At 74.5% G+C, this 14,689-nt stretch carries 13 protein-coding genes; 7 read left to right on the forward strand and 6 right to left on the reverse strand.

Features of this window, described 5'->3' with window-relative positions; genetic code table 11:
- Position 1: 1 nt before the first annotated feature.
- Together AB0O21_RS06000 and AB0O21_RS06005 are read left to right on the forward strand one after the other, a co-directional pair.
- Entirely contained in the window at positions 2–1,186 is a 1,185-nt protein-coding gene (locus AB0O21_RS06000; protein WP_365166735.1) for a serpin family protein, read from the forward strand.
- Positions 1,183–2,064, forward strand: coding sequence for an aldo/keto reductase (locus AB0O21_RS06005; RefSeq protein ID WP_365166737.1), 882 nt, complete (start codon positions 1,183–1,185; stop codon positions 2,062–2,064). The genes AB0O21_RS06000 and AB0O21_RS06005 overlap by 4 nt, the downstream gene beginning before the upstream one ends.
- Here the strand turns inward: AB0O21_RS06005 and AB0O21_RS06010 are convergent.
- Positions 2,027–3,028 (reverse strand): PfkB family carbohydrate kinase, encoded by a 1,002-nt coding sequence (locus AB0O21_RS06010; RefSeq protein ID WP_365166739.1) that lies wholly within the window; start codon positions 3,026–3,028, stop codon positions 2,027–2,029. The genes AB0O21_RS06005 and AB0O21_RS06010 overlap by 38 nt on opposite strands.
- Positions 3,025–3,693, reverse strand: a complete 669-nt coding sequence (locus AB0O21_RS06015; protein WP_365166741.1) for a bifunctional 4-hydroxy-2-oxoglutarate aldolase/2-dehydro-3-deoxy-phosphogluconate aldolase — start codon at positions 3,691–3,693, stop codon at positions 3,025–3,027. The genes AB0O21_RS06010 and AB0O21_RS06015 overlap by 4 nt, the downstream gene beginning before the upstream one ends.
- Before the next feature lie 87 nt (positions 3,694–3,780).
- On the opposite strand from AB0O21_RS06015, the gene AB0O21_RS06020 reads away from it, so the two are divergent.
- Positions 3,781–4,572: an IclR family transcriptional regulator gene (locus AB0O21_RS06020; RefSeq protein ID WP_365166743.1), complete on the forward strand. Its 792-nt coding sequence runs from the start codon at positions 3,781–3,783 to the stop codon at positions 4,570–4,572.
- Positions 4,573–4,699: 127 nt separating this feature from the next.
- Entirely contained in the window at positions 4,700–6,301 is a 1,602-nt protein-coding gene (locus AB0O21_RS06025) for a sigma-70 family RNA polymerase sigma factor (protein WP_365166746.1), read from the forward strand.
- Positions 6,302–6,323: 22 nt separating this feature from the next.
- Here the strand turns inward: AB0O21_RS06025 and AB0O21_RS06030 are convergent, their stop codons facing one another.
- Entirely contained in the window at positions 6,324–7,706 is a 1,383-nt protein-coding gene (locus tag AB0O21_RS06030) for an AMP-binding protein (protein ID WP_365166749.1), read from the reverse strand.
- 158 nt (positions 7,707–7,864) lie between these two features.
- On the opposite strand from AB0O21_RS06030, the gene AB0O21_RS06035 reads away from it, so the two are divergent.
- Complete coding sequence (locus AB0O21_RS06035) at positions 7,865–8,359, forward strand: MarR family transcriptional regulator (protein WP_365166751.1); 495 nt, start codon at positions 7,865–7,867, stop codon at positions 8,357–8,359.
- Positions 8,356–8,811 carry a MarR family transcriptional regulator gene (locus AB0O21_RS06040; RefSeq protein WP_365166753.1) on the forward strand — a complete coding sequence of 152 codons (456 nt, stop codon included), beginning with the start codon at positions 8,356–8,358 and terminating at the stop codon, positions 8,809–8,811. Before AB0O21_RS06035 ends, AB0O21_RS06040 begins: the two co-directional genes overlap by 4 nt.
- 31 nt (positions 8,812–8,842) lie before the next feature.
- On the opposite strand, the gene AB0O21_RS06045 is transcribed toward AB0O21_RS06040, so the two are convergent.
- Positions 8,843–9,706 (reverse strand): RNA polymerase sigma-70 factor, encoded by an 864-nt coding sequence (locus AB0O21_RS06045; RefSeq protein ID WP_365166755.1) that lies wholly within the window; start codon positions 9,704–9,706, stop codon positions 8,843–8,845.
- A 35-nt stretch (positions 9,707–9,741) separates the two neighbouring features.
- A complete protein-coding gene (locus AB0O21_RS06050; protein WP_365166757.1) occupies positions 9,742–10,656 on the reverse strand; it encodes an NAD(P)-dependent oxidoreductase in 915 nt (304 codons plus the stop codon).
- A 134-nt stretch (positions 10,657–10,790) separates the two neighbouring features.
- Between AB0O21_RS06050 and AB0O21_RS06055 the strand changes: the two genes are divergently transcribed.
- Positions 10,791–13,211 (forward strand): Helicase associated domain protein, encoded by a 2,421-nt coding sequence (locus AB0O21_RS06055; protein WP_365166759.1) that lies wholly within the window; start codon positions 10,791–10,793, stop codon positions 13,209–13,211.
- A gap of 13 nt (positions 13,212–13,224) precedes the next feature.
- Here the strand turns inward: AB0O21_RS06055 and AB0O21_RS06060 are convergent, their stop codons facing one another.
- Positions 13,225–14,616, reverse strand: coding sequence for a glutamate decarboxylase (locus AB0O21_RS06060; RefSeq protein WP_365166761.1), 1,392 nt, complete (start codon positions 14,614–14,616; stop codon positions 13,225–13,227).
- Positions 14,617–14,689 lie beyond the last annotated feature (73 nt).

A 14,689-nucleotide genomic window follows, 5' to 3' on the forward strand; every position in this document is an offset into this window, starting at 1 on the left:
CATGAGGAACTCGACGGTACGGGCGGTCAACCGCCTCACGCAGCGCTGGGCGGAGCAGGCCGCGACGGGAAACGCGGGCACGGTCTTCACCGCGGCCGGGGTCTGGCCGCTGCTCGCCCTGCTCGCGGACGGCGCGGGCGGCCCGGCCCGCGCGGAGCTCGCTGAGGCCCTCGGGATGCCCGCCGGGGCCGCCGCGGGGGCCGCACGCGAGCTGCTGGGCGCGCTGGGCGACGTACGGGGCCTCCAGTCGGCGACCGGGCTGTGGGCGAAAGCCGATGTCCGGTTGGAGGAAGGCTGGTCGGCGAAGCTCCCGGCGGGCACCCGGGGAACGCTGTCCGGGGATCCGGACGCGGACGGCAAGGCGCTGGACGCATGGGCCGGCGAGCGGACCGGCGGGCTGATCGAGCGCATGCCGGTGGTCCTCGACCACGAGACCCGGCTGGTCCTGGCCTCGGCACTCGCCCTGCGACTGCGGTGGATCAAGCCGTTCTACGACTGGCCCTGCGAGCTGGAGCAGGGTCCGTGGGCCGACCGGACCGTGTGCGTGCTGAGCCGCAGCACCTCGCTCCTGGACCGGGTCACGGTGGCGCACGGCCCCGCCGGGGCGGTCACGCTGCTGGAGGTCGTCGGGGACACCGGGGTGGACGTCCACCTCGTGCTGGGCGAGCCCGGCACGCTGCCCGGACAGGTCCTCACCACCGGGATCGACGTGGTCACCAGGGCCCTCCCGGCCACGGGCGCGAGCCTGCTCCCGGACGGAAACCCGGGTCCCGGCCTGCACATCGGCAGCGCCTCCTCCACGGTCCGTGTGCCGCGGCTCGACATCAGGGCGGTGGCCTTCGACATACGCGCGGAGCACGACCTCCTCGACCACGCCGGGCTGTTCGGACTGGCGACCGCCTCGGAGCGGTCCACCGGGCACTTCCCCGGTGTCAGCGCCGAGCCCCTCGCCATCGGCTCGGCGCGGCAGTCGGCGCTGGCCCGGTTCCATGCGGAGGGCTTCGAGGCGGCCGCGGTGACGGCGATGGCCGCCGCGGTCGGCTGCGCACCGCCCAGCAAGACGTACCGGGTCCGCCGGGCCGAAGTCCGCTTCGACCGGCCCTTCGGCTTCCTCGCCGTGCACCGGACCTCCCGGCTCGTCCTCGCCGCCGGATGGGTCAACGAGCCAGCTATGGTCACCGAATGACAGAAACGATCACTGCGGCCGCGGCCGGCACCTGGCAGCTCGGCGACCTCACCGTCAACCGGATCGGCTTCGGCGCGATGCGCCTCACGCATCTCGCCGACGGCTCCCCCAGCGACCGCGAGCGGGTGACCGGCGTGCTGCGCCGGGCCGTCGAGCTCGGCGTGAACCACATCGACACCGCCGCGTTCTACTTCTCCCCGCTTCGCTCCGCCAACGAGTTGATCAACCGCGCGCTCGCCCCGTACGCCGACGAGCTCGTCATCACCACCAAGGTCGGCCCGGGCCGCGACGCGGGCGGCGACTGGTGGTGGGCCACGCCCGAGCAGCTGCGCGGGCAGGTCGAGGAGAACCTGCGCCAGCTCGGCCGGGACCACCTCGACGTGGTCAACCTCCGCGTCAAGCGCCGGGAGACGACCGGGTCGATAGCCGAGCACTTCGGCGCGCTCGCCGAGCTCCGCACGGCCGGGCTGATCCGGCACCTGGGCATCTCCAACGCCCGCGCCGACCACCTCGCCGAGGCGCGGGCCATCGCGCCCGTGGTGTGCGTGCAGAACCCGTACGGGATCGACTCGCCCGCCGAGGACCACGCCTTCGCGGACGCCTGCGGGGAGCAGGGCGTCGCCTTCGTGCCCTTCTTCGCCATCGCCGGCGCGGGCAAGGAGGCCGGGGTGGTGGCGGACGACGGCGAGCGGGTGCGCGCGATCGCCGAGGCGCACGGGGTGTCGGCGGCTCAGCTGCGCCTGGCGTGGACGCTGAACCGCGGTCCGCACGTCCTGTCGATCACCGGCACCGGAAACCCGGACCACCTGGTCGAGAACATCGCCGCGGGCGGGCTGCGCCTCACGCCGGAGGAGATGGACGTCCTGACGTCCGCGTGAGCGCGGCCAGCGCCGCCGTCTCCGCGAAGTCTGGTACGCGCCCGGTGCCGCCGCGCCCCGACACCGAGAGGGAGGCGGCGGCCAGGCCGTAGGACACGGCGTCCGCGAGCGGGTCGCCGAGCGCCAGCCGGGCGGTGGCGGTCCCGGTGAAGCAGTCCCCGGCTCCGGTCGCGTCGACGGGAGCCGGGTTGACGGGCACGGGGTGGTAGCGGGCGGCGCCCGTACCGTCGTCCAGCAGCAGCCGGCCGGCGCCCGCGGTGACCGCCACCGCCCGGGCGCCGAGCGCGCGGTAGCGGGCGGCCGCGGTCCGCGGCTCGCCGGTGCCGACAAGGGCCAGCGCGTCGGCCGGGCAGGAGGTCTTGAGCAGTCCGGTCAGCGGGGCGATCCGGGCGAGCAGCTCGCGGGCCTCGGCCCGGCCCGTCAGCCGGGGGCGGAAGTTGGGGTCGTACGAGAGGTGTCCGCCGGCCCCGTGCACGATGCGGGCGGCTGCCTGCACGGCCTCGCGGCTGGTCCGCGACAGGGCGCCGGCGATGCCGCTGGTGACGAGCGCCCGGCAGCCGGTGAGCAGTCCGCGCCAGGACTCGACGTGCTCCGGCGAGAGGGTGGAACCGGCGCTGCGGGTGCGCCAGTAGACGAACGCGCGGTCGCCGTCAGGGTCGGCGGAGAGCAGGTAGGCGCCATTGGGGCGCGGGGCGCGGCGCACGTGGGAGACGTCCACGCCGAGTGCGGCGGCCCGCCGCAGCAGCGGCACGCTGAGCTCGTCGTCGCCGACCACGGCGAGCAGCGCGGTCCGGGCCCCGGCCGCGGCTGCCGCGGCGGCCGCGTTGAGGGCGTCGCCCGAGTAGGAGATGCGGGCCGGGGTGCCGTCGGCGGCCTCCCGCAGGGCGGTGTCGGCGTGGATCTCGACGAGCACCTCGCCGAGCACGAGCACGTCGTAGCGGGCGCGGCCTCCGGCGCCGCTCACCGTGGGCCTCCCGACGCACGGCACGCGCAGCACGGCTCGGCCGGTTCCCCGAACAGAGCGGCCAGCTCCGCCGGTTCAGCGGGCAGGCCGCCCCCGATGCCCACGGCGCTCGCGCCGGCCGCGATCCAGTCGGGGACCTCGGCGGGCCGGATCCCGCCGGTGGGGATGATCACCGCCTCGGGGAGCACCGCCCGGAGGGAGCGGATGTACCCCGGGCCGCCCACGTGCGCCGGGAACACCTTGGCAGCGCCCGCCGCCCGAACGGCCGCGGCGATCTCGCCGGGGGTGAACCCGCCCTCGACGAAGACGGCCCGGCGGCGCGCGGCGACCTCGCGGACCTCGGGGGCCGGGTACGGGGAGACCAGGAAGGCGGCGCCCCCGTCCAGGGCGGTCTCGGCCTGCGCGGCCGTCGTGACGGTGCCGACGCCGATGAGGGCGCGGCGGCCGTGCGCGTCGGCGAGCGGGACCGTGCGGGCGAGGGCTTCGGCCCAGCCGGGCGTGGAGGTGGTCAGTTCCACGGCGCGGCAGCCGGCGGCGAGCAGGGCTCGGGCGTCGCGGACCGCTTCGTCGGCGTCGGCGTTGCGCAGCACCGGCAGCAGACGCTGCGCGGTGAGCACGGCGTACGGGTGACAGGACTCGCAGGACTGGCAGGACTGGCAGGACAAGGAACCCTCCCGTTGTTCCACTTAATGGAACGGGGTAGCGTCTTGTGGAACCATGTGGTCTAGACCCTACACAGACGGGGAGTTCGCGTGTCAACGCCCACGGAGTCCTCACCCCGCCCCCCGCGCGGCGGCCGGTCCTCCGCCGCCGGGTCCGCCCTGGAGAAGTCCCTGCGCGTCCTGGAGGCGGTGGCGGCGCCGGGCGGTCCGCACCGGCTGGCCGAGCTCACGGCGGCGGCCGCCGTCCCCAAGTCCACGGCCTTCCGGATCCTGGCCTCGCTGATCGAACAGGGCTTCGTACGCCAGGAGTCCGACAGCCGCTACGGGGTGGGGCCCCGGCTGCGCGGGCTGTCCGCCCTGGTCGCGGGCGGGGAGCCGGCCACCGTCGGGCGGGTCCTCGGGGAACTCCGGCGGGCCACCGGCCAGACCGTGCACCTCGCCCTGCGCAGCGGGGAGTCGATCACCTACATCCGCAAGCTGGAGGGCGAGGACCAGCCGTTCAGGACGGCCTCGCGCGTCGGCACGCGCATGCCGCTGCACACGACCGCGATCGGCAAGAGCGTCCTGGCCCACCTGCCCGCCGCGGAGGTCCGGGACCTGATCGCCACCACCGGCCTGCCGGCCCGCACCCCGCGCTCACTGACCACCGAAGAGGCGCTGACCGCCGACCTCGCGGAGATCCGCGCCCGGGGTTTCGCCGTCGACGACGAGGAGAACGAGCCGAGCATCCGGTGCGTCGGCGCCGCGGTCCTCGGCCCGGACGGCCGCCCGGTCGGCGGGGTGAGCGTGACGACCGTCACCTTCCTGGTCTCCCGCGAGGAAATCGATACGTACGCGGCGGCCTTGCTCGCCGCAGCGGAGGCACTCTCCCCGCTGCTGTGACGGCGGGGCAGGGCGGTCTCCACCGCGTGCCGGGAAATGGATTTCCGGATAACTGTTATCGGGGCCCCGCTCGACGGTCTCCCAGGTATCGGGCATCATCAACCGCCGGTACGGACAGGGACATCACATGAGTACTCAGCAGACGGCAGCGCTGGTGGCAGCGGCGCGCTCGGGCGACTTCCGGGCGCAGGACGAGCTCGTCGCCGCCCATCTGCCTCTGGTCTACAACATCGTCGGACGCGCGCTGAACGGGTCCTGCGACGTCGACGACGTGGTGCAGGACACCATGCTGCGGGCACTCGACGGGCTGGGCGGCCTGCGCTCGGACGAGAGCTTCCGGTCCTGGCTGGTGGCCATCGCGATGAACCGGGTCCGGGCGCACTGGCAGGCCCGGCAGAGCGGCTTCGGCGACAGTGCCGCCCTGGACGCGGCCGATGACCTCGCCGACCCGGGGGCCGACTTCGTCGACCTGACCGTCGTCCGCCTGAACCTGTCGGGCCAGCGGCGCGAGACCGCCCGTGCCACGCGCTGGCTGGAGCCCGACGACCGGGCGCTGCTGTCGCTGTGGTGGCTGGAGTGCGCCGGAGAGCTGACCCGGGCCGAGGTGGCCGCCGCCCTGGAGCTGCCCGCGCAGCACGCGGCGGTACGGGTGCAGCGGATGAAGGCGCAGCTGGAGTCGGCCCGGGTGGTGGAGCGGGCACTGGACGCGCAGCCGCGGTGCGAGGAGCTGCGGGGCGTGGTGGCGGCGTGGGACGGGGAGCCCTCCGCCCTGTGGCGCAAGCGAATAGCCCGCCACGCGCGTGAGTGCGTACGGTGCTCCGGCCTGTGGAGCGGCCTGGTCCCGGCGGAGGGGCTGCTGGCCGGACTGGCGCTCGTGCCCCTCTCGGCGGCGCTGCTCGCGTGGACCCGTACGGCCGGGGCGGCCGGCTTCGCCCCCACGGCCGCCGCCTTCGCCTCCGGCCCGGACGAGCTCGCCCAGGTCGGCACCACGGCCGGGGCCGGCGGGGCGGGCGGTGGCCGAGGTGCTCTGCGCCGGCGCCGGCACCGGCGCCGCCGGGTGGTCGGCGGCGCGGTGATCGCCGCCTGCGTCGCGGGGGGCGGCCTGGTCTACCTCGGCGGGCTCCCCGGTTCCGGCGGCGCGAAGGACGCGGACGCTCCCGCCGCCCCCCTGGCCGCGCTCTCGGCGACCGAGTCCGCGACGCCGCTCCCCTCCGCGTCGGCCTCCCCCTCACCGTCCGCTTCGCCCTCGCCGTCGGCGTCCCCCTCGGCGAGCCCGAGCCCGACCCCCGCGAAGACCTCCGCCTCCCCGACCCGGCGGCCCACCACTCCCCCGCCCGCCCCGGCCCCGCAGGGGCTCGCCGGGCAGGTCGTGGCCCTGGTCAACTCCGAGCGGGCGGCGGCCGGCTGCGGCCCCCTCAAGGAGGACGCGCAGCTGCGGGCGGCCGCCCAGGGGCACTCGGACGACATGGCGGCGCGGAACTTCTTCGACCACACCAACCCCGACGGCGCGGACCCGGGTCAGCGGACGACCGCCGCCGGGTACCGCTGGTCGACGTACGGGGAGAACATCGCGCGGGGGCAGTCGACGGCGAAGTCGGTCATGGACTCCTGGATGAACAGCCCGGGCCACCGCGCGAACATCCTCAACTGCTCCTTCAAGGACATCGGCGTGGGCATCCACCAGGGTTCGGGCGGACCCTGGTGGACCCAGAACTTCGGCGCCCGGTAGCGGGCGCCGGGCGCGGGGAGCGTCAGGGGCCGGGTGGGGCCTCGGGGTGCGGCCGCTGTGGGACGTCGTCGCGGTGGCCGGTCACCACCAGGTCGCCGTCCGGGGTGCGGCGTGCGAGGTCGCCGGTGCGGAAGTAGCCGTCGGCGGTGAAGGAGCGCGCGTTGAGGTCGGGCGCCCGGTAGTAGCCGCGCGGGATGTACGGGCCGCGGGCGAGGAGTTCGCCGGGCTCACCGTCGGGCACGTCCTCGCCGTCGGCGTCGACGATGCGGATCTCGTCGTCGGGCGAGAGCGGACGGCCCTGCGCGGCGAGCACCGCAGAGTCCGGATCGTCGGGCCGGGTGAAGGTGAGCAATCCCCCGGCCGTGCCGTGGACCCGCTGGGGGCGGCAGCCCAGTTCGGGGCCGATGCGTTCGGCGGTCGCCGGATCCTGGGGCGCGTCGCCGATCTGCACGAGGCGCAGACTGCTCACGTCGGCGCCCAGCGCGGGAAGCGCGTCGAGCCAGAGCCGGGCGACGGCGGGCACGACCGAGGTGACGGTGACCCGCTCCCGTTCGACGGCCGCGAGGCAGTCGGCGGGTTCCGCGTCCTCGACCAGGACGACGGTCCCGCCGACGGAGAGGGTGCCGACGATGCCGGGGCAGCCGAAGGCGAAGTCGGACCCGGCGGGCAGCACGGCGAGGTACACGTCGTCCTCGGTGAGCGACACCAGCTCGGCGGCGGCCCGCGCCTGGTAGGCGTAGTCGTTGTGGGTGCGCGGGACGAGCCGGGGCTCCTCGCCGGCACCGCCGGAGCGTACGAGGAACGCCACCTGGTCTGCGCTGTGCGCGAGCGCGGGCCCGGGCGGCGCATCGATGGAGCCCAGCGGACTGTACTGGCAGCCCCACGTGTCGATGGTGAGGCCGCCGGACGAGGCACCCGGCTCCTCGAGGGTGAACACCTGCCGCAGGAGCGGGACTCGGGCCGCGATGTCCGCGGCCATCGCGGTGTGGTCGAAGCCCCGGTACGTCGCGGGGCCGACGTAGCCGAGGGCCTGGGTGAGCCGCACGAGGCGGGACACCTCGGACGTGCGGTGCGAGACCGGGCAGAAGACGGGGATCGCGCCGGCCCGCATCAACGCGAACACGGCGATGACGAACTCGGGCACGTTCGGCAGCTGGACGACGACCCGGTGCCCGGGGCGCAGGCCGCGCAGCCGGAACCCGGCGGCCATCCGGTCGACGCGCCGGTTCAGCGCCGCGTACGTGAGGCGGGCGCCGCCGTGCACGAGCGCGGTCCGCGGAGCGTACTGCAAGGCCCAGCCGCGCAGCAGGTTGTCCAGGGTGTTGCCGCGCCAGTGCCCGGCCGCCCAGTAGCGGTCGACGAACTCCTCGGGCCAGGGGGTGCAGCCGTCCCGGATGGATGCCATGCGCTTCCTTCTGTACGGCTCCGCGTCTTGATCTTGATCATCCAAACCGGCGGCATCCCCGCGCGCAATGCGCGTTCCCGACGAGGGGGGCGGGGAGGCTCCGGCGCATCCGCCGAAAATAGTAGCCATGGACATAGTAGCCATGTACTCTATTTGACATGAGCAAGGGTTCACCGGGTCCCACGCCCGGCTTCCTGGTATGGCGGCTCGCCAACAAATGGCGTGTCGCGGTCGATCGCGCGGTGGCTCCGCTGGGCCTCACCCACGCGCAGTACTCGCTGGTCGCGTCGCTGTACGGCATGCAGCGCAGCGGCGAGCGGCCCAGTCAGCGCCGGCTCGCCGACCACACCGGCCTGGAGGCGCTGTACGTCTCGAAGCTGGCGCGCGCCCTGGAGTCGGCCGGCCTGATCGAGCGCACCCGCGATCCCCGCGACCCGCGCGCCGTACAGCTCGCCCTCACCGAGCAGGGCGAGGCCGTCACGCGGCGGGCCATCGCGATGGTCCAGGAACTGCTCCAGCAGCTGCTGGAGCCGCTCGGCGGCCTCGACGCCCCGCGCACCCGCGCGCTGACCGAGGAGCTGACCACCCTGCTCGACGCACCTCTCGCTCCACCCGTACCGACCGACGAGAGCAGTCAGGGGACGACACCATGACCACGAACACCTCAGCCACCGCGCCCGTCGCCGACGCCCGCGCCCTCGGCCTGGCCCACTACGCCGCCCGCGGCGTCCTGGAACAGGTCCTGGCCCGGCACGGCATGACGTTCCAGCAGCAGGTCACCCTGCGCGCCGCCGCCACGGCCGACGCGCCCCGGACCCCGGACGAGCTCGTCGCCCAGGTCCGGGACTCCCTCAAGGCCGATCCGGCCGACGTCCACGCCACCTTCGACGAGCTGCTGGCCAGGCGGCTCCTCGTCGCGGACGGCCCGCACCTGCTCCCCACGGATGCGGGCCGTGAACTGCTCGCCGCCGTCGGCGCGGAGACCGCCCCCGTCACCGCCCGCGTCTGGGGCGGGATACCCGCCGAGGACCTGGCGGCGGCCGGCCGTGTCCTCGCCCTGGTCACCGAACGCGCCAACGCGGAGTTCGCGGCGCTGACCGGCTGATCCCCGACCGCCCCGATCGCCCCGACGGGCCCTACGGCTGGAGGCCGCGAAGCTTCTCCGGGTTGATCGCGAGGCGCAGCGCGGTGATCCGGCCGCCGGCGGACTCGAAGGTGAGGGCGCCCGCGTTCACGCCGCCGTACACCAGGAGCAGGCCGGGCTCCCCGTTGATCTCGGCGGGGTGCATCTCGACGCCCCGGACCTCGGGTTTGGCCAGGACGCCGAGGAACCAGCGGGCGACGTGGTCCGGCCCGTGGAGGGGGCGGCGGGCGGCCGTGACGACGCCGCCGCCGTCCGACCAGGAGACGACGTCGGGGGCGAGGAGCGAGAGCACCTCGCCGAGGTCCCCGCCGGCGCAGGCCGCACGGAACTTCTCGGCGATCTCGCGCTGTTCGGCGACCTCGGTGGTGAAGCGGGGGCGGCGGGCCTGTACGTGTTCGCGAGCCCGGTGGGCGGACTGGCGGACGGCCGCCTCGGACTTCCCGACGACCTCGGCGATCTCCGCGTGGGAGTACCCGAAGACCTCGCGGAGCACGAACACGGCGCGCTCGGTCGGGGTCAGGGTCTCCAGGACGACCAGGACCGCCATCGAGACGGTGTCGGCCAGTTCGGCCTCCTCGGCGATGTCGGGCGAGGTGAGGAGCGGCTCGGGGAGCCAGGGTCCGACGTACGCCTCGCGCACGACCTGGGCGGACTTGAGCCGGTTCAGGCTCAGGTTGGTGACGGTGCGCACCAGGTAGGCCTTCGGGTTGTCGACGGCTGCCCGGTCGGTACGGTGCCAGGCGAGCCAGGCGTCCTGCACGATGTCCTCGGCGTCGGCGACGCTGCCCAGCATGCGGTAGGCGGTCCCGAACAGCAGTCGCCGGTATTCCTCGAAGTGGTCTGTCACGATCGCCACGGTCGCACCGCCCGGCCGACCGATCAAGATCCGTCTCACGCGCCCGCGAGTGCGCTCAGGGCTTCGACGCATCCCGGGTGGCTCGGCGTCCACCCGAGGCCGGCCTTCGCCTTGGCGTTGGACACGCGCATGTTCGTGGTGACCACGCGGTGCACGTAGGGGAAGGGGCGCATCAGCCAGGTGGGCACGGTCATCGGCTTCGGGGTGCCGAACACCCCGGCGACCGCCTTCACGTGCTCGCCGAAGCCCATCGGGGTCTCGTCGACGATGTTGTACGCCTCCCCCGCGCGGCCGCCTTCGACGGCGAGGGCCACGGCGCGGCCCGCGTCCGCGAGTTCGACCCAGGGCAGCACCCGGCCGTGGTCGGCGACCGCCGGGGCCTGCCGCTTGCGCAGCATCCCCACGAGCGTCTCGGTGGCTCCGGCGCCGTAGAAGAGGCCGAAGCGCAGCGCGATCCCCTCGATGTCCCGGTCGCCCAGGATCAGTTGCTCCTTGACCCGCATTCCTTCGAGGTGGCGTTCCACGGCCGGGTCGCCGACCGGGCCGAACAGGTCGGTGTCCTCGGTGATGACGTGGTCGCCGAAGTCCCGGTAGCCGTACCCGAAGACCATCGACTCGGCGATGACGCGGCGGGCGCCGACGGCGCGGGCGGCCTCCATCAGGTGCGCGGTCCCGGTCAGCCGCAGGTCGTCGGTGGCGAACATGTCCTTGTGTCTCATGGGGGGCCTGCGCAGGGCGGTGGCGGCGTGCACGACGGTGTCGACGTGGAGGCCTTCGACCGCGCGCAGCAGCCCGTCGCGGTCCATCAGGTCGGCCCGGACGTCGGCCCCGGCGCCCCGGCCGAGGCCGAGCACGGTGTATCCGTCGCGGGTGAGCGCCTCGGTGATGTGGCGTCCCAGGACTCCGCTCGCCCCGGCCAGCAGTACGTTCTTGGTCTCGTTCATACCCATGGGACAAGACTGCTCCGCCGAACGTGACAGTCGCGGATGTGACCCGCGTCACGAATCTCCCCGCTTCTGCGTCAAAATCAGGGCAGGATAGGAGCTGGAGACGAATCAGCAGATCACAGGGGTGGGTGACGTAGGTGGTGAGGAAGGAACTGCGCCCGCACCAGCGTGAGGCCGTGGACGCCGTGGTGCGGGCCCTGGAGCTGCCCGCGGGGGGCCGGGTCCCCGAGGCGGGGCTGCGCACTCAGGTGATCATGGCGACGGGGTCGGGTAAGTCCCTGGTCGCCGTCCGCTCCGCCGAGGAGCTGCGGGCCGGCCGGGTGCTGGTGCTGGTGCCGTCCCTGGACCTGCTGGTGCAGACGGCCGCGGCCTGGCGGGACGGCGGGCGGACGGGCCGGTCCCTGGCCGTGTGCTCGCTGCGCGGCGAGGACGCCGGGGTGCCGACGACCACCGATCCGGCGGAGCTGGCCCGCTGGGGCGGCCCCTCGGTGGACCGGGTGACCGTGTTCGCCACGTACGCCTCGCTGGGTCTGGGCATCGTCGAGCGGGCGCACCTCTCCGGGCTGCCCGGCTGGGACCTGGTCGTGGTCGACGAGGCGCACCGTACGTCCGGGAGGATCGGCAAACCCTGGGCGGTGGTCCACGACAACACGCGGATCCCCGCCGTCCGGCGGCTCTACCTGACGGCCACGCCGCGGGTCTGGCAGGACGGCGAGGAGAGCGGCGAACGGGGCGCCGGGAGCGGGGGCAAGGGACGCGGTGAGCTGGTCGCCTCCATGGAGGACGATCCGCGGGGGCCCTTCGGCGCCCGCTGCTACACGCTCTCCCTGGCCGAGGCCATCGACCGCGGGATCTGCGCCCCCTACCGGGTCGTGTGCGTGGACGTGACCGATCCGGGGTTCCAGGCGGCCGTGCTGATGGGCCGCGACGGGCGCTCCGACGCGGTGCGCGGGGCTCGGCTGGCCGCCCTGCAGACGGCGCTCGTGAAGGCCGCGGTGCACCAGGGGTTCCGGCGGACGCTGGTCTTCCACCACCTGACGAAGGAGGCCGAGGCCTTCGCGGCCGGACTGCCCGCGGTGGCGAAGCGGCTGCGGCTGACGAGCCGGAGCCCGCGGCCCGTGTACCCCCGCAAGGTGTGGGCGGACTGGCTGTGCGGGCAGCACTCGGCGGCGCACCGGCGGCGGGTGCTGGGCGCCTTCGCCGACGGCCGGGTCGCCGAGAAGGCGTTCCTGGGCAGTGTCCGGGTGCTGGGCGAGGGCGTGGACACCAAGGAGTGCGACTCCGTCTTCTGGGCCGACGTACGGGGCTCCATGCCCGACCTGGTCCAGGCGGTCGGGCGGGCGCTGCGGATCCGGCCCGGCGAGGGCAAGGTCGCCTCGCTCGTGGTGCCGGTGCTGCTGGGTCCGGGCGAGACCCCGGAGGAGATGCTGACCTCCCGGGCGTACGGGGACCTGGCGCGGCTGCTGGAGGCGCTGCGGGCGCACGACACGCGGCTGGTCGAGTCCCTGGCCCAGCCGCAGGTACCGGGCCGGGCCGGGGGCGCCGCGGTCTCGGGCGGCCTCAGCGGCGGCGCCGAGGGCCTGCTGAGCTTCTCCACGCCCCGGGACCCGGCGCTGCTGGCCGCCTTCGTCCGGCTGCGCGTCCTGAACCCGGAGCACGAGCACTGGCGGCGCGGGGTCGAGGCCGCGCGGATCTACGCCGCCGCGGCCGGGGACCTGAAGGTGCCCTTCGGCTACAAGGTGCCGTCCGGCGACGGGGCGTGGCCGCCCGGGCTCGCCCGGTTCCCGCTCGGCCAGTGGATCGCGGACGTGCGGCGCACCTACCGCCGGGGCGCGCTGGGCCGGGAGCGGGCGGCCGAGCTCGACGAACTCGGCATGGTGTGGAGCCACTTCGACGTGGCCTTCGAGGAGGGGCTCGCGGCGGCCCGCGCCTGGGCGGCGGAGCACGGTCACCTGCTGCCGCCGGTGGAGGCCACCTGGGCGGGCGCCCCGGTCGGGGTGTGGGTGAAGAACCAGCGGGCGGCAGCCCGCCGGGAGGGGCCGGGGGCCCTGTCGGAGGAGCGGCGGGAGGCCCTGGAGGCGGTCGACGCCTCCTGGTGCCCGGCCTGGGAGATCTCCTGGCAGCGCGCCTTCCACCTGACCCGGGTGCACCTGGACGCGGGGGGCCGGCTTCCGCTCGCGCCCGGCAAGGTGCTGGTCCAGGGCGAGGACCTGGGGGCGTGGGTCCGCTTCCAGCGGCTGAACTGGGAGCGGCTGACGTGGGCGCAGCGCTGGCTGCTGGAGCACACCCTCGGCGCGACCCCGGCGAGCGAGGCGGAGCGCCCGGCGCCGCGCCGCAGCCACGCCGAAGCCTGGGCGGGCCATCTGGAGGCGGCCCGGCAGTTCCACGCGCGGGAGCGGCACCTCAAGGTGCCGCGGGGGCACGTGGAGCCGGTCGGCGACCAGGAGGTGCGGCTGGGCGCGTGGATCGCCAACCAGCGCTCCCGGGCGGCCTCCCTCGCCCCGGAGCGGGTGGCGGCCCTCGACGCCCTGGGCATGCGCTGGTCGGCGTCCGGCTGAGGCCCCGGCGGCTTCAGTGGTGGAAGCCCGACCGGGGCTCGGTGGCCGGCACGGGCGGGGGCGCGGCGGTGAGGTGCTCGACGGCCCGGCGCAGGTCGGTGACGAGGAGGGCGATCTGATCGCGGGTCACGCCGTGCCGGATGAGCACCCGCTGGATCACGGTGTCGTCGCGGTCGGGCGGCAGCGGGTACGAGGGCACCTGCCAGCCGCGCATGCGCAGCCGGTCGGAGAGGTCGTAGAGGGTGAAGGGAGATCCCGCCGGGTCGGTGAGCGTGTAGGAGACGGCGGGGAGTCCGCCCTGGCCGTCGTACAAGAGGGTGAAGGGGCCCATGGCGGCGATCTCGCCGGCCAGGTACTGGGCGGTGTCGGCGCAGGCCTGATGGACGCGCCGGTAGCCGCCGCGGCCGAGGCGCAGGAAGAGGTAGTACTGGGCGATGACCTCGCCGCCGGGCCGGGAGAAGTTGAGGGCGAAGGTCGGCATGTCGCCGCCGAGGTAGTCCACGTCGAAGACGAGGTCCGCGGGGAGCAGGTCGGCGGTGCGCCACACGATCCAGCCGACTCCGAGGGGTGCGAGTCCGTACTTGTGGCCGGAGGTGTTGACGGAGGCCACGCGGGGCAGCCGGAAGTCCCAGACCACGTCGGGGTGGAGGAAGGGGGCGACGAAGCCGCCGCTGGCGCCGTCGACGTGGATGGGGATGTCCCAGCCGTGTTCGGCCTGGATCCGGTCGAGTTCGGCGGAGATCTCGGCGACGGGCTCGTAGTCGCAGGTGTAGGTCACCCCGAGGATGGCGACGACGCCGATGGTGTTCTCGTCCACGTAGTCGGCGAGCTGGTGGGCGCGCAGGCCGGTGGCTCCGGGCTCGAGGGGGACCGGGCGCAGTTCGACGTCGAAGTAGCGGGCGAACTTCTCCCAGCAGATCTGGACCGGGCCGCAGACCAGGTTGGGGCGGTCCACGGGCAGGCCCTGGGCGCGGCGGCGCTCGCGCCAGCGGAATTTGAGGGCGAGTCCGCCGAGCATGGCGGCCTCGCTGGAGCCCGTGGTGGAGCACCCGGTGGCGGCGGTTCCGGCGGGGGCGTTCCACAGGTCGGCGAGGATGTTGACGCAGCGCGCCTCGATCTCGGCGGTCTGCGGGTACTCGTCCTTGTCGATCATGTTCTTGTCGAGGCACTCGTTCATCAGGCGGTGCACGCCGTCGTCCGACCAAGTGGTGCAGAAGGTGGCCAGGTTCTGAGCGGCGTTGCCGTCGAGGAGGAGCTCGTTGTGGAGGAGCTCGTAGACCACCTCGGTGGGCGAGTGGTCCTCCGGCATCCGGTACTTGGGGAGGATCTGGCCGCTCAGCGTGGACGCGAACACGTCCGTGTCGGCGTCGAGCGCGCGGTCGTCCTTCGTCTCATGAAGAGGCATAGCGGGACTATATGGGACAAGCAGGAACCAATGTCGGTCGCGGCCGACCGGCGCGCCCCGCCAGTTCCGGCCG

The organism is Streptomyces sp. NPDC091371, assembly GCF_040684275.1.
In the GTDB taxonomy this organism is placed as follows: domain Bacteria; phylum Actinomycetota; class Actinomycetes; order Streptomycetales; family Streptomycetaceae; genus Streptomyces.

What these genes read in the sequence shown, in the direction of transcription:
- AB0O21_RS06025 (WP_365166746.1), top strand. Translation starts at nt 4,700, where the DNA reads ATGAGTACTCAGCAGACGGCAGCGCTGGTGGCAGCGGCGCGCTCGGGC.
- AB0O21_RS06040 (WP_365166753.1), top strand. Translation starts at nt 8,356, where the DNA reads ATGACCACGAACACCTCAGCCACCGCGCCCGTCGCCGACGCCCGCGCC.
- AB0O21_RS06050 (WP_365166757.1), bottom strand. Translation starts at nt 10,656, where the DNA reads ATGGGTATGAACGAGACCAAGAACGTACTGCTGGCCGGGGCGAGCGGA.
- AB0O21_RS06060 (WP_365166761.1), bottom strand. Translation starts at nt 14,616, where the DNA reads ATGCCTCTTCATGAGACGAAGGACGACCGCGCGCTCGACGCCGACACG.
- AB0O21_RS06000 (WP_365166735.1), top strand. Translation starts at nt 2, where the DNA reads ATGAGGAACTCGACGGTACGGGCGGTCAACCGCCTCACGCAGCGCTGG.
- AB0O21_RS06030 (WP_365166749.1), bottom strand. Translation starts at nt 7,706, where the DNA reads ATGGCATCCATCCGGGACGGCTGCACCCCCTGGCCCGAGGAGTTCGTC.
- AB0O21_RS06005 (WP_365166737.1), top strand. Translation starts at nt 1,183, where the DNA reads ATGACAGAAACGATCACTGCGGCCGCGGCCGGCACCTGGCAGCTCGGC.
- AB0O21_RS06035 (WP_365166751.1), top strand. Translation starts at nt 7,865, where the DNA reads ATGAGCAAGGGTTCACCGGGTCCCACGCCCGGCTTCCTGGTATGGCGG.